The sequence below is a fragment of the Barnesiella sp. An55 genome, assembly GCF_002161555.1.
Classification (GTDB): domain Bacteria; phylum Bacteroidota; class Bacteroidia; order Bacteroidales; family Barnesiellaceae; genus Barnesiella; species Barnesiella merdipullorum.
Genome location: NZ_NFHZ01000001.1, coordinates 113,496 through 128,917, shown reverse-complemented (window position 1 = coordinate 128,917; position 15,422 = coordinate 113,496). Strand labels below are relative to the sequence as shown.

The 15,422-nt window shown below is 52.1% G+C and carries 11 protein-coding genes and 1 pseudogene; 9 read left to right on the top strand and 3 right to left on the bottom strand.

The window, feature by feature from the left end; all coding sequences use genetic code 11:
- Positions 1–7 precede the first annotated feature (7 nt).
- Both murB and B5G10_RS00525 read right to left on the bottom strand, forming a co-directional pair.
- Positions 8–1,021: a UDP-N-acetylmuramate dehydrogenase gene (gene murB, locus B5G10_RS00530; protein WP_087422942.1), complete on the bottom strand. Its 1,014-nt coding sequence runs from the start codon at positions 1,019–1,021 to the stop codon at positions 8–10.
- Positions 1,022–1,025: 4 nt separating this feature from the next.
- Entirely contained in the window at positions 1,026–1,961 is a 936-nt protein-coding gene (locus B5G10_RS00525; protein WP_143241016.1) for a hypothetical protein, read from the bottom strand.
- 206 nt (positions 1,962–2,167) lie between these two features.
- On the opposite strand from B5G10_RS00525, the gene B5G10_RS12515 reads away from it, so the two are divergent.
- The 9 genes and pseudogenes from B5G10_RS12515 to B5G10_RS00485 all read left to right on the top strand — a co-directional run bounded on the left by B5G10_RS12515 (position 2,168) and on the right by B5G10_RS00485 (position 13,930).
- Entirely contained in the window at positions 2,168–2,578 is a 411-nt protein-coding gene (locus tag B5G10_RS12515; protein WP_143241015.1) for a hypothetical protein, read from the top strand.
- 8 nt (positions 2,579–2,586) lie between these two features.
- Positions 2,587–3,846: pseudogene (gene bioA / locus B5G10_RS00520) on the top strand (adenosylmethionine--8-amino-7-oxononanoate transaminase); the annotation flags it as partial.
- Entirely contained in the window at positions 3,846–5,012 is a 1,167-nt protein-coding gene (locus B5G10_RS00515) for an 8-amino-7-oxononanoate synthase (RefSeq protein ID WP_087422820.1), read from the top strand. The pseudogene bioA and the gene B5G10_RS00515, both read left to right, overlap by 1 nt.
- Positions 5,009–6,403 (top strand): malonyl-ACP O-methyltransferase BioC, encoded by a 1,395-nt coding sequence (gene bioC / locus B5G10_RS00510; RefSeq protein ID WP_087422819.1) that lies wholly within the window; start codon positions 5,009–5,011, stop codon positions 6,401–6,403. Before B5G10_RS00515 ends, bioC begins: the two co-directional genes overlap by 4 nt.
- Entirely contained in the window at positions 6,400–7,047 is a 648-nt protein-coding gene (gene bioD, locus B5G10_RS00505; protein WP_087422818.1) for a dethiobiotin synthase, read from the top strand. The genes bioC and bioD overlap by 4 nt, the downstream gene beginning before the upstream one ends.
- Positions 7,048–7,188: 141 nt before the next feature.
- Positions 7,189–8,361, top strand: a complete 1,173-nt coding sequence (locus B5G10_RS00500; protein WP_241147691.1) for a C40 family peptidase — start codon at positions 7,189–7,191, stop codon at positions 8,359–8,361.
- Positions 8,362–8,369: 8 nt separating this feature from the next.
- Positions 8,370–9,503, top strand: coding sequence for a dipeptide epimerase (locus B5G10_RS00495; RefSeq protein WP_087422817.1), 1,134 nt, complete (start codon positions 8,370–8,372; stop codon positions 9,501–9,503).
- An 87-nt stretch (positions 9,504–9,590) separates the two neighbouring features.
- Positions 9,591–10,376: a formate/nitrite transporter family protein gene (locus B5G10_RS00490; RefSeq protein WP_206396533.1), complete on the top strand. Its 786-nt coding sequence runs from the start codon at positions 9,591–9,593 to the stop codon at positions 10,374–10,376.
- Positions 10,377–10,669: 293 nt separating this feature from the next.
- Positions 10,670–13,930, top strand: a complete 3,261-nt coding sequence (locus B5G10_RS00485; protein ID WP_087422815.1) for a fibronectin type III domain-containing protein — start codon at positions 10,670–10,672, stop codon at positions 13,928–13,930.
- Positions 13,931–14,024: 94 nt separating this feature from the next.
- Here B5G10_RS00485 and glmM read toward each other — a convergent pair whose 3' ends face one another.
- Positions 14,025–15,416, bottom strand: a complete 1,392-nt coding sequence (gene glmM / locus B5G10_RS00480; RefSeq protein ID WP_087422814.1) for a phosphoglucosamine mutase — start codon at positions 15,414–15,416, stop codon at positions 14,025–14,027.
- Positions 15,417–15,422: the final 6 nt, after the last annotated feature.

The window sequence follows — 15,422 nt, the reverse complement described above, 5'->3', positions numbered from 1 at the left end:
ACACAATTTATTCAATATAATTTACCTCGGGATTGATGGTGATACCATAGGTATCGTGTACCGATTGTTTTATCTTCTCGGCCAGTCTCACCACATCGCTCGGACGGGCATTTTTCTTATTGATAAGCACCAGACACTGTTTTTCATACACGGCGGCACCACCCTCTTCCTTACCTTTCCATCCACAACGGTCTATGAGCCATCCGGCCGGGACCTTCACATGACCTTGATCTACCACGTAATGAGGCATATCGGGATAGGAGGCCTTCAGTTTTTCATATTGTTCTACCGGGATAACGGGATTCATAAAGAAACTGCCGGCACTACCATACTCATCGGGCTCGGGCAGTTTGGCTCGCCGGATTGCGATTACCGCCCGACGCACATCGGCGATGGTGATATTGCCCTCGGGCAACGAACTGCGCAAGTTCCCGTAGTCCAGATGTAGGTGCGGCTGTTTCTGCAACCGATAGGTCACAGCCGTAACAATGTATTTCCCCTTCAGTTCGTGCTTGAAAATGCTGCTGCGATATCCATATTCACACTCGGCGTTTTGGAATATACGCGGGGTACCTGTGGCTACCTCGATAGTCTCTACCTCGACAATAATATCTTTCACCTCTACGCCATAGGCTCCAATATTCTGCACGGCACTGGCACCCACTTCGCCCGGGATATACGACAGATTCTCGGCTCCGCCCCACCCTTTGGCCACACAGTCGGCCACAAAGTCATCCCACACGACTCCGGCCCCTACTTTAACGAGGACCTCCGAGTCGGTTTCGTTCAGAAGTTCGACCGAGCGTATGGCCGAGTGCAACAGTACACTGTCATAGTATTCGTGAACAAAAAGTAGATTACTGCCCCCGCCCATGGGCAGGAACGAGTGTGTGCGCAACAAATCGGATTGCAACAGCGACACCAGATCCTCGACAGTGTCATACTCGACAAACCATCGGGCATATACCGGCATGCGAAACGTATGCAATGCCTGGATAAAATAGTTTTCTTCGATTCGTATCATACTACAATCTATATTCCGACAACAAGCCATCGACAAAATAGAGATAGGCTCCCGAGTTATATATCCATTGTTCTCTCAATCCACTGTAAGTGGGTATTTTCTTTACTTCGTTGGGGTTCCCCAATGACAGTTTGCACTCGGCCTTGGTCATGCCCTTCTTTACCCGACTGAGGGTAATCTGTTCCCAAGCTTCGTCTTGTATCTCTTTGTATTGCAAGCGAGGGTCGGCAAAGGAGAACAACCGGTCAAACGTAATGTATTGTGAACGAGACGAAGTCAGCAGCGACATGAACACACCGGCTTCGTTTCCCTTGTCGTCTTTGAACCACACTTCAACGGGTAATACATTATTACCGGGTAAAACATCGATAACCTCCACCGGTATCAACTTACGCCCGTCGATAGCTTCTCCTTCACGGTCATACCACATGGGAGTCTTTATATATAGAGTGCGCCCCTTCAAGAGCGAACGAGCCATATTCAAATCATCAAGATCGATAAAGGGAGGTATCAGCGGGGTGTATTTCATTTGAGCAATCTCGGCTCGAGTCTTGTCGGTATCGTAGCTGAACCGATGGCCTTCACATTCAAACAGCAATACCACCTTCTTCTCACCCCCGAAAGGACTCTCTTCCACGCTGCCGGTATAGGTAAATATCTTTCCCTTCAACGACACACTGTCGGGAAATGTAGGTTGCTCGGCCTGGAAAACAAACGAAAGCTTTTCGTCGGTATAATAGAATGTCTTTCCTATACGCCACGAGTCGCAACCCTGGGGCACGAAATACGATTCGATAAATGCATCTTCGGGGCTCTGTTTCGACTCCCGGCTCTCCTCGGGCAACGTAATCTTACCGGTACTTTCGACTCCAGTAAAACACGAGGTCATCGACATCCCCAATGCCAGTATCGTTATACCTGTCAATACAATCCTCATACTTTATATCTTATAGAGTACAAAGATACAAAAAGGCAAATGCCGAGACAAACGAAAAATACATAGATTTCAAGTTTGTTTATGCCAAGCCGCTCCTATCTTCTGTAAAGATACAGAAAAATGATAGGAGCCCACTAAGAAAGATTAACGAAATTACTTCGCCATAGCCAACGACGAAAGATTATTTTTTGTACTTTTGCCATCGTATGAAAACCATAGCTTCCTCTTTGATTCGTTGTGTACGATTCCGCCGATGGAACCGTCACAGCTACTCGATCTTCTGCAGCATAGGTCGCTGTGTCAATATAGGGAGTGTGCGCAAGGAGATTGCCGACCAATCGCTCAAGAAGGGACTCTCGTCTATCGAGACCGGCGGAGATAACCAATCTGCATCGGTTGAGTATGATTCGACTCTACCTGATGAATCTTCGCCCGAGATGATTGCAGCCGAACAAATCGAGGTAGTCGCTTGCGCATCCATGCACCATCTGTCGCCCCTCCCGGCCGGCTTTACATCTTATCCATCAAGTACTATACTCCGGAATAACGGTCCATGGGGCTGCTTATGCCGGATTTTTTATTTTCCATGTTTACCTTTTAAATCATTGCGTTTATGACAGACAACTTTGATACCGAACATCTGTGGCACCCCTATACCTCGACCATCAATCCACTGCCTTGCTACCCGGTGAAACGGGCCGAGGGGGTCTATATCGAACTCGAGAGCGGCGAACGGATCATCGACGGCATGTCGTCGTGGTGGGCTGCCGTGCACGGATACAACAACCCGGTGCTGAACCGAGCAGCCGAAGAACAACTCAAATCGATGTCGCACGTCATGTTTGGCGGACTCACCCATCGGCCAGCCATCGAGTTGGGAAAACTGCTGTTGCAAATCGTCCCCTCGACCATGCAACACATATTCTATTGCGACTCGGGCTCGGTATCGGTCGAGGTAGCTCTGAAAATGGCTGTACAGTACTGGTACTCCCGGGGCGACTCAAAGAAATGCAATTTCATCACCATACGGTCGGGTTACCACGGCGATACCTGGAACGCTATGTCGGTGTGCGACCCGGTAACCGGTATGCACTCCATCTTTGGGAATGCTCTGCCGGTGCGTTATTTCGTGCCATCACCTACCTGCCGTTTCGACGACGAGTGGGACCCCGCCTGCATCGAACCGCTCAAAACCTCCATCGAGGCTCATCACGACGAACTGGCTGCCCTCATTCTCGAGCCCATCGTGCAGGGGGCAGGAGGTATGTGGTTCTACCATCCCCAGTTCTTGCGTGAAGCCCGGGCCCTGTGCGACCGCTACAATCTGCTGCTCATCTTCGACGAAATCGCTACCGGATTCGGACGCACCGGCAAACTCTTTGCCTGGGAACATGCCGGAGTTACCCCCGATATCATGTGTATTGGCAAAGCTCTCACCGGTGGATACCTGACCATGGCGGCTACCCTCACCACGCACGAAGTGGCCGATACAATCTCACGAGGCACCCCGGGGGTCTTCATGCACGGTCCCACGTTCATGGGCAATCCGCTGGCCTGTGCCATTGCTCACGCATCGGTTTCGCTACTGCTCTCATCGGGATGGCAACAAAAGGTTGCTGCTATCGAGGCTCAGTTGAAACGCGAGTTGGCCCCCGCTGCCGCTCTGCCCCAAGTGGCCGATGTGCGCGTGCTGGGCGCTATCGGAGTCATCGAAATGAAAAATCCCGTCGATATGGCCTCCATCCAGCGGCAGTTCGTCGAGCACGGGGTATGGGTAAGACCCTTTGGCAAACTGGTATATATCATGCCCCCGTTTATCATCACGCCCGAACAACTCTCTTTCCTCACCTCGGCTCTGGTCGATGTGGTTAAAAATCTGGAATAATGACCGATAGCTATTCTTCTCAACTCGATGCGCTCGCCCAAAAGGGGAATTTGCGCAAACTGCCCGAGATGAATCCCCAAGGGCTTTATCTTATGCGGGGTGGTCGGCCTATGCTGAATCTCTCGTCGAACGACTATCTGGGACTGGCCGACAACGAAGCGCTGAAACAGGAGTTCCTGCAAACGCTCGATTCCCGGGATTGCCGTTTCTCATCGACCTCGTCGCGCTTGCTGACGGGGAATTATCCCATCTATACCCGGCTTGAAAACCGGCTGGCGCAACTGTACGAAGCCGAAAGCGCTCTCGTTTTCAATAGCGGATATCATGCCAACAGCGGTATCTTACCGGCCGTAACCGACAGCCGGTCGCTCATCCTGGCCGACAAGCTCGTCCATGCCAGTATCGTCGATGGCATAGGACTCTCCAAGGCCCGCTGCATACGCTACCGACACAACAACTACGAACAACTGGAGCGGCTGGTGGCCGAGAACGCCGGGGAGTACGACCGCATATTCGTAGTCACCGAAAGCATCTTCAGCATGGATGGCGACGAGAGCGACCTGCCCCGACTGGTAGCTCTGAAGCACCAATATCCCAACCTGTATCTCTACCTCGACGAGGCCCACGCCTTTGGGGTGAGAGGCCGGCAAGGACTGGGCTGTGCCGAGGAGCAGGGCTTCATAGACGACATCGATTTTCTGGTGGGGACCTTTGGCAAGGCGGCTGCCTCAATGGGAGCCTTTGTCATCTGTTCCGGGGAGATGAAGCAATATCTGGTCAACACCATGCGCCCCCTTATTTTCACCACGGCTCTACCACCAATCAATCTGGCCTGGACACTCTTTATCGTCAATAAAATTTGCAATATGCAAGCTCGTCGGGAACACCTGGCCCGAATCAGTGCCCGGGTGCGCGAGGCGCTTAATCCACTGAATGGGAATATCCTCAGCAGCAGCCATATCATTCCCTATGTACTGGGCGAATCGGAACGGGCTATGGCTGTAGCATTGAAACTGCAGCACGAGGGATTCTACCTCTTGCCGGTTCGTCCGCCCACGGTACCGCCTGGCACCTCACGCCTGCGAATTTCGTTGAATGCCGAGTGTAGCGACGCCGACATCAACCGGCTCATCGACTCTATAAAAAAGATACAATCAGCCCTATGATACAGACTTTTATCTCTCGACGAGGCACCGATGAACTGCTTCTCTTCTTTGCCGGATGGGGAATGGATACCCGTCCCTTTGCCGAGTTGAACCACATCGGGTGCGACTGTTGCATTTGCTACGACTATACCCACCTCGATTTCGACGCAAGTCTATTGGCCGGATACAAAAGCATCGAGGTATATGCCTGGTCGTTTGGGGTGTGGGCCGCCTCGGTAGTACTCCCCGACTCCCGACTGCCCATACGGCATGCAACCGCAATCAACGGGACCCCTTGCGGTATTGACCCGAAACGGGGCATCTCGCCCGAAATATTCACGGCCACCCTCGAGCATCTCGACGCCGCGAGCCTGAACAAGTTTTATCGTCGTATGTGCAACGACCGCGACACCCTGAACCGTTTTCTCGAGATTCTCCCCCATCGCAATCTGGAGAGTCTGCGGAACGAGCTGGCCTCCATCGGCACAGGTGTAGCGCAATACCCGGCGCCCCGATTCCATTGGGACCGAGCCATCGTGGGAAATAAAGACCGCATATTCCCAACCGATAATCAATTGCGAGCCTGGGCCGAAGAGCATACCCCGGTCACCTCTATCGAAGCTGCCCACTACCTGCCCTTCCGGCCCCTGGTTCTGGAACGTCGATTCGATAAGGCGGTGATTAAAACCCGATTCGAGAGCGCTGCCTCGACCTACGAACAAGAGGGGCTCATCCAGGAACAAATAGCCCGTCACTTGAACGAAATAATACCCAATCCCCCGGCCGAAGGATATCGTCATATTTTGGAAATCGGGTGCGGAACCGGGAAACTTACCCGACTCCTGGTCGGGCGATTTCCCCATGCCCGATTTACCTTGAACGACCTTTCACCCAGGATGGAAAGCCATATCGAGCAACTCCCTTTCGAGCATCTCGATTTCGTGGCAGGCGATGCCGAGTGCACCGACTTCGGCGAGAAATACGATTTGGTCGTTTCGGCATCGACCATCCAGTGGTTTACCGACCTGGACGGGTTTCTCCGTCGCATTTCGTCACACCTTTCCGACTCGGGCGTGATTGCCTTCAGCTCATTCATTGCCGGTAATCTGCCCGAGATTCGCAACCTGGCTACTACCGAGATGCCCTATTGGGAATACGACGACCTGAAGCGGCTCTTCGAGCGCTATTTCCAACTCGACATATTCGAACGCCAAGAATACACGCTACATTTCGACAGCCCCATCGACCTGCTCCGCCATCTGCGTGACACCGGCGTAACAGGGACTCCCGGCAACCGGCACAAAGGATTTAATTTTATCAAACGATACCGCGAGACATTCGGTGAGTCGCAAGAGAGCCAACTCACCTATTGCCCCGTCTATATCATTGCACACAAAAAGAAACAGCTATGAAAGGAACTTTTTTTATTACCGGCATCGATACCAACATCGGTAAAAGCTACGCGACCGGCTGGCTCGCTCGTGAATGGAACCGCCAAGGCATAAAAACCATCACCCAGAAGATGATTCAGACCGGCAACGTGGGCCACTCCGAAGATATTGACCTGCACCGCGAAATCATGGGAATACCCTTTACCGAAGAGGATCGCAAACATATCACCTTCCCCATCGTCTATTCCTACCCGGCTTCGCCACACCTGGCTGCCGAGATAGATCACCAGACTATCCCCATCGACCAGATTACCGAATCGACCCGCATCCTGCGCGACCGTTACGATGTGGTTCTGCTCGAGGGAGCCGGCGGACTGATGGTCCCCATTACCCGCGAATACCTCACCATCGACTATGTGGCCGACCAGAAGCTGCCGGTCATCCTGGTTACCTCGGGTCGCTTGGGCAGTATCAACCACACGCTGCTGTCGATCGAGGCTCTGGAAAAGAGAGGCATCCCCCTGTATGGTATCGTCTATAATACCTACCCCAAAAGCGACGAACTGATCGATACCGATACCGAGGCCTACCTGCGAGACGACCTGAAGAAACGCTACCCCGAAGCCCACTTCTGGGTATTGCCCCAAATCGAATTGCCTCGATAGCTGGCTCCGAGAGAAAAAGAGTTGGGCTCATCAATGAATGACAAAAGTAAGTTTATGAGACAAAAAGATAGGATTTCTTAAGTTTCATGCTTATTTTTGTCATTCATTTATAGAGTATCAACCATCCTGAAAAACCGATTTATGCTTAAAGTCATATTCAAAACCTTTTGTTGCATCCTCTTCTCGTTACCTGTCATGACAACAAACGCTCAAACCGATATTGTAAAAACGGCCATTCAAGAGACCGGACGACAATTTGCACCCGATTCACGCACGGCTATCTTTTCCATATCGGGCGAGATATCGGACGACTCACTCTGTATCTTGAAAGGACGATGCGACAACCGTCAGGCCGTGGATGCCTTGCTGCAACGGCTCAACCAGGCAGGTGTCAAATATGTCGATAATATCCAGATGCTGCCCGATAAAGAGCTGGGCACACTTAATCGAGGGCTCGTGACCGTTTGCTGCGCCAGCCTGCGAAGCGGCTCCCGCCATGCTGCAGAGATGATGACCCAGGCTATTCTGGGAACCCCGTTGCGCATCTTGGAACGGGATAAGGAGTGGCTGCTGGTACAGACCCCCGACAACTACATCGGCTGGATACCGGCCAACTCGGTTTCGCTGCAAGACGATGCCGGATGGAACACTTGGAAAGAGGCTCCCCGATATGTCTATACTGCCTACCAGGGTTTTGTATATGACGCACCCAACAACCACGCCGGCATTGTGTCGGATATGGTGGCTGGCGCTATTCTCCAAGCCAACGGGAAGGCCCACAAAGGTTTCGTACCCGTCATCTTCCCCGATGGGCGAAAGGGGTTCCTCAAGAGCAATGAGTGCTGCGACCTGGCCCAATGGGCAGCTCGTCCCCTCGACATGAAAATCGTCGTGCAAACGGCTCGCCAAATGATGGGTTCGACCTACTTGTGGGGCGGTACCTCGGTAAAGGGAGCCGACTGCTCGGGCTTTGTCAAGACCGCCTATTTCTGTGGCGGAGTGATTCTTTCGCGTGATGCCTCGCAACAGGCGCTCACGGGCGAGATTATCCCCGCCAATCGTTGGCGGGAGTGCCACACCGGCGACCTGCTCTTCTTCGGTAACGCCCGAGGCCGTGTCGATCACGTGGCTCTCTACCTGAACAACGGGGAGTATATACACTGCTCGGGACGGGTCAAGATAAACAGTCTCGACCCAACGGCAGCCAACTATCGGCCCGACGATTTCTTGAGTATCAGCCGCATGGAAAACCGCATAGGAACACCCGGTATCACAGCTGTAAAAGCGCATCCGTGGTATTTCAATCAAAAATAACTCTCACGATGGACCGACGAAATTTCTTACGCACAAGTGCCTTGGGCACTTTGGGACTGAGTATAGCCCCCACCCTTTTTACCGGCTGCCATACCACAGCCACGTCCAAGTCCACAGGGACCGATCGACTGGAATTGTCGTTCAGGCCCTACGATTTGAAACTGAAACATGCCTTCAATCTGGCCAAGAATTCCCGCACTCACACTCCCGACGTGCAGGTGCAACTGCGTTATGCCGACTATATTGGCTATGGCGAAGCCTCCATGCCACCCTATCTGGGCGAGACACAAGAGTCGGTTTGCCGGTTTCTCAGTCAGCTCGACCTGTCGCAATTTACCGATCCCTTTCGGGTAAATGAGATACTCGACTACATCGATTCGGTAGCACCCGACAACCGTGCCGCCAAGGCATCGGTCGATATCGCCTTGCACGACCTGTTGGGGAAAATCATGGGCCAACCCTGGTACAAGATATGGGGGCTTTCGCCCGAGAAGGCCCCGGCTACCTCGTTTACCATCGGCATCGATACCGAGGAGGTAGTACGGCAAAAACTGAAAGAGGCCGCTCCCTATCGTATCTTGAAGATAAAGATGGGCCTCGACAACGACAAAGAACTGGTACGAATCATCCGCTCCGAGACCGATCGTCCCATTTGCGTCGATGCCAATCAGGGATGGAGCTCCAAGGAGTATGCCCTCGAGATGATCGAGTGGCTCAAAGAACAAAACTGCCTGTTTGTCGAGCAACCCATGCCCAAAGAGATGATCGACGAGCAAGCCTGGTTGCACGAACGAGCTTCGCTCCCGATCATTGCCGACGAGTTTCTGCAACGGCTTCCCGATGTGAAACGGGCCTATGGACTCTACGATGGAATCAACATAAAGCTGATGAAAAGCACGGGTATGCACGAAGCCTACCAGATGGCTATCCTGGCCCGAGCCCTCGATATGAAGGTAATGGTGGGCTGCATGACCGAAACCTCGTGTGCCGTATCGGCAGCCGCACAACTGTCGCCGCTGGTCGATTGGGCCGATCTCGACGGGAATCTGCTCATATCGAACGACCTGTTCGACGGTATGAAAATCGTAGATGGAATGATAGCCCTCCCCGACCGCCCCGGCATCGGTGTCGTACCCTTCTAACCGCTATTTAACCCACAAAAGCTGCACCACCGATGCAGCTTTTTTAATTTCAATCCTACGAAGAAAATCGTTAAACCCCTATTTATCATGTCATTTTCAACCCCTACCGAAATTGTCGCACAGGCCCAACGGGCAGCCCTCGGTAAAATTGCGCTCTCTACCCCTCGAACTCTCATCGCCGCTATACTGGCTGGAATTTACATTGCCATGGGCGGACTGTTGTCGTTGCTCATCGGCTACGGATTTCCCGAATGGACAGCCGGTAACCCCGGATTGCAACGACTCCTGTCGGGTTGTATGTTCCCCTTGGGACTCATCCTGGTCGTGCTGGCCGGCGCCGAACTCTTCACCGGCAACAACGCGGTGTTGATACCGGGACTGATGAACCGGCAATATGGCATCATACCCGTGCTGCGAAACTGGCTACTCGTCTATGTGGGGAATTTCATAGGAGCCATCTTTTTCGTTTATGTGATGATCTGGGGCGCAGGCATTGTCGATGCCGATCCCTGGAGAAGTGCCATCGTACAGATAGCACAAGCCAAAGTAAGCATGCCCTGGTGGATTGTGTTTGTCAAAGGCATCGGGGCCAACTGGTTGGTGTGCCTGGCCGTATGGCTGGGATTCAGTGCCCACTCCACCGCTGGCAAAATGATGGGCCTGTGGTTTCCCGTGATGTGTTTTGTGGCAATAGGCTACGAACACAGTATCGCCAATATGTTCTTCATTCCGTTGGGCATGTTGCAAGGAGCCGCAGTCGGCTGGGACCAGTTCCTGGCAGATAGTCTCGTTCCCGCCACATTGGGCAACATTGTAGGTGGAGCTCTGTTCGTCGGCTGCGTTTATACCTATCTCTATCTGTACCGAAAATAACACACACCGCTCGAGTCCCTATCCATAAGGTTTCACCATCTATCCCGATGTATCTCTCTTGCAAGAGGTACACCGGGATTCTTTTTTGCACCCATATGGGGTGATTTCGAAGAGTTTCATTCCGAAATGTTTCGAAATATTTATTTCCTATCTCCAAAATATCACAATCTATTGTATATGAATAAATTACAAATACACCTATTTGTAAAAATGTTTTATAACACATAAATTTTAGAGAATAACCCTTTGTTATATAATAATTTAAGGGATGAATTCATCAACTACTATATGCCATGAAACAAAAATTATCTCTTTTCATGTTTTGGGCAGCAATATTGGCTTCGGCAGGCGGAGCCCATGCTGCCAATCAGTATGTCACTGTCAATGGCGACGGTGACGGACAATCCTGGGCTACGGCGAAAGGTTCCATCAAATCGACCGTAGAGAGTTGTCAGGCCGGCGACACCGTGTTTGTCGCAGCCGGAGTCTATAACGAGTATGTAGCCATTGTCGATGGTGTGACCATCCTGGGAGGCTACGACGCCAACACAGGGATGCGCGACATCGAAACCTTCGAGACCATACTCGATGGTACCGATCTGGGGAAATACCTGCTTGTCAAGTACGACTCTCCCTGCGAGCATCCTACTCTCATCGAAGGATTCACACTCCAGAATGCCGAGCACAGCAGTGAGGGAGGCGGTGCCTACATACGGGCCAATGTCACCCTCTCGAAATGTTATATCAAGAACTGTGCGGGCAGCAATGGCGGTGGCGTATTCAACAATGGTGGTACCGTGAAAGACTGTATCATCGAACTCTGCTCGGCTACGAGTTCGGGTGGCGCCATACGCAACGACGGTGGTATTGTCGAGAACTGTATCATGCGCGGGAACCAGGGTAAATATGGTACCATACGTAACGAAAACGGCGGTATCGTGCGCAACTGTATCCTGCACAACAATGCGGCAACCGTGAGCGGATGGCCCAACAGCGGGGGTATCTACAACCCCTCGGGAATCGTGGCCAACTGTATCATTGCCTGCAACTACGGTTCGCAGTATGCAGCTATTCACAGCGAGGGTAAAACCATCAATACCATCTGCTGGAACAACCAGGCCGAAGAGGGATTCAGCGATCCCATCGCCTTTATCGAAGGCAACGGTTCGAGCCACAATGCGGCTGTGAGTGGTTTTGACGATGCCAAAGACGCCCTAACCCTCAGTGCGGTCAATACCGACCCCATGGGCCCGAACTTCAAGTCGCCTACCCTGTTCGTCGGGTTGCCGGCCTCGGCTGCCGATATCGAAGCCATGCGAGCTGCCGACTGGACCTTCTCGGCCAATTCGCCTTGTATCGACAAAGGTTTTGCCGATAGCGATGCACCGGCCTATGATATAAAAGGTACTACTCGTCCGCAAGGTGCAGCGTATGATTTGGGAGCCTATGAATATGATCCCAACGCCAAGGATGTTGCCGTAGAGTCGGTTCTGCTCACCAACCAAACCTTGTCGATTGAAGAAGAGGAGCAACAATGGCTCTCGGCTATCGTTTCGCCTTCCGATGCTACCAATAAAAAAGTCTCGTGGCTTTCTCTCTCACCAGCCATCGCTACCGTAGAGGGCGGATTGGTTACCGGTGTGAGCGTGGGTGAGACCAAAATTATTGTTACCACCGAAGACGGCAACTTCAAGGATACCTGCGATGTGACTGTAACCGAGAAACCCATTGTCATCATCCACCCCGATGTCATCGAGGCCGACAAGCTGTCACAAGAAGATTACACGATACCCTCGTATATCAAGATGCTGGTAGCCAAAGAGGCTGCGAGAGCCGACAGTTCCGAAGTCAATCTGCAAGCCTTGAAAAATGCCGTGCAGGCTCTCATTCCCAAAGAGATGCCCTATTGCGTAGTAGCCAATATTAACGGTAATCCTACCACGCAAATGGCCTTTGCCTGGTTTACCAACAGCACCACCGTTCCCGGTAAAGTGCAACTCGTAGCCAAAGCCGATGCCACCGAGAGCGATTTCACCTCGCCCATCGAACTGACTGCGACTCTGCAAGCTGCCGATAAACTGAATTATGCCGTAAGCACCAGTGGTATATTGAAGGCAGCAGCCCTACCCACGGGTACCAAATTTAACTACACCAGCCACAAGGTACTGGCTACCGATCTTACCCCCAATACGGTTTACTCCTACCGGGTAGGTACCGACGGCTATTGGAGCGACATCCGGTCGTTCAGAACGGCCAGTGCCAACAAAGACGAGTTCACCTTCCTCTACATGACCGACTCGCACATCATGGATGCCGAGTATGTCGAGAATGCCCGATGGGCAGCCACAACGGCGGCACAACACGCACCCGATGCCCGCTTCCTCCTGTTTACCGGTGACTTTGTCGAGACCGGTACCGAGCAGAACTCCGAGTGGGAATGGGAACAATGGTTCGAGGTGAGCATGAAATCCATTCTGGAGCAGATGGCTCTGGCCCCTACCGATGGTAACCACGACGATTCGTCCAATCTCAACTATACTTATCACTTCAACACCGACAAGAGTTTTAACGAAACGGCCACCATCAAACCCCAGTTCGACGGAATCACCTATTCGTTTGTATATGGCGATGCGCTCTTCATGGTTTATAGCCACCAGGACTTCTGGCGGGGCGACTACAGCTATGCCAACGGTACCAGTGCCTACCTGAGCAACGACGTGGCCAACTGGTTCAGAGATCAGGTAGAGAAACACCCCGATACAAAATGGCGTATTGCAGCCGTTCACAAGAATCTGTTCACGGGTAGCGGTCATCAAGCCGACGAAGACGGTGCTCTGTTCCGCGCCATCATGCTGCCGGTATTCGACGAACTGGACATCGACTTTGTCATCCAGGGGCACGACCACATCTACGAGGTGATGGGGCCCGTCAATAACCTCACCAAGACGGTAGTACCGGGTAGTGTGACTGGTGTTGAATCGGTAACCCCCGACGGCAATCAGAACCCCAAAGGACAGCAGGGCGGAACTTTCGATGTCGAAGAGGGTACACTCTACTTTGTCAACGGCACCTGTGGGCGCAAACGATACTACCCCTACACCCAGGAGCAGATGGAACAAGACTTCGACAAGCATCAGGTAGCCAACTACTGGGATCTGTTCACCGGTAAATATGGACAACCCGGGGCTCCGGCCTTCAGCGAAATAAGTGTAAGCTCTTCGCAAATCAAGGTCAACACCTATACGGCCGATGCCAATGCCAACGCCACGCTGTTCGATTCGTTTACTCTGGTGAAAGAGTCGTCGGGCTCAGGCCTGGAGAGCAACAAGGAGATAAAACAGGATTTGTATCCTACCTATACCTCCGACAGAGTCAACACGAATCTCGAAAATATAGTGAAGGTCAATGCCTTCGACCTCACGGGCAAGGCCTATCCGCTGCCGTTCGAAAACCAAAGCATCGATGTCTCGGGATTGACCGACGGTATCTATGTCGTACAGGTATTCACCAACGAATGTAGCCTCACCCAGCGCATCATCAAGTCATCAAAATAATAGATCGATGCGATTCAATGTGACAGAGGGGAGCCCTGCGTGATGCAGGGCTCCCCTCTGTCTTTTATTTATTTTTCAGATAACCGACTTCTGGTTATTTCTTGGTCATCTCGGCAATTACGGCCATCACTCCGGCAGCAGCCTCTTCGGCCAATTCGGGCGTGCGGGCCTCGGAGTAAACCCGTATGATCGGTTCGGTATTCGATTTACGCAAGTGAACCCAACTATCGGGGAAATCAATCTTCACACCGTCGATATCGGTAATATCATATTGGGCATATTTGCTCTTCACGGCAGCCAGCAAGGCATCTACATCGATATCGGGCGTAAGCTGAATCTTCTGCTTGGCAATACTGTAGGCCGGATAGGTTGCTTTCAACTGACTCACGGTCTTACCCTCTTTGGCCAGATGCGAAAGGAACAAGGCAATACCTACCAAGGCGTCACGTCCATAGTGGCTGGCCGGATAGATGACCCCGCCATTACCCTCGCCACCGATAACGGCTCCGGTCTTTTTCATCAAGGTCACTACATTGACCTCACCCACAGCCGAAGCGTTATATTGCTGACCGTACGAACGGGTTACATCGCGCAAGGCTCTCGACGAACTGAGGTTCGACACGGTATTGCCGGGTGTATGTTTCAGCACATAGTCGGCTACGGCTACCAGCGTATATTCCTCGACAAACATGTCGCCATTCTCGCAGACGATGGCCAACCGATCGACATCGGGATCGACAACGAAACCCACATCGGCACGACCCTCTTTCATCACACCGGCTATTTGGGTGAGGTTCTCGGGCAGCGGCTCGGGGTTGTGCGGGAATTTACCATCGGGCGTACAGTTCAACTCGATGATGTTTTTCACGCCCAAAGCTTTCAACAGAGCGGGAATAGCGATACCGCCCACCGAGTTTACACAATCGATAGCTACGGTAAAATTGGCCGCACGAATGGCATCGACATCGACCAAGTCGAGTGCCAGCACACTCTCTATGTGTTTCTGAGTATAGGTGTTATTTTCATACAAATGTCCCAGGTCATCGACTTCGGCAAATTCAAAAGTCTCGGCTTCGGCAATGCGCAGCACCTCTTGCCCTTCGGCCGCATTCAGGAACTCTCCTTTCTCATTCAGCAGTTTCAAGGCATTCCATTGTTTGGGATTGTGACTGGCCGTCAGGATAATACCGCCACAAGCCTTCTCCATGGTAACGGCAATCTCAGTGGTAGGCGTCGTGGCCAACCCGATATTTACCACATCGAATCCCATGCCCATGAGGGTACCGATAACGGTATGTTTTACCATTTCACCGGAAATACGGGCGTCGCGTCCTACTACAATCTTATTGGTCTTTACCGGCGAATTTTTACGAATAAAGGTAGCATAAGCTGCCGTAAACTTGACGATATCGAGCGGATTAAGTCCTTCTCCAACTTTTCCTCCGATCGTACCGCGAATTCCTGAAATAGATTTAATGAGAGACATATACGA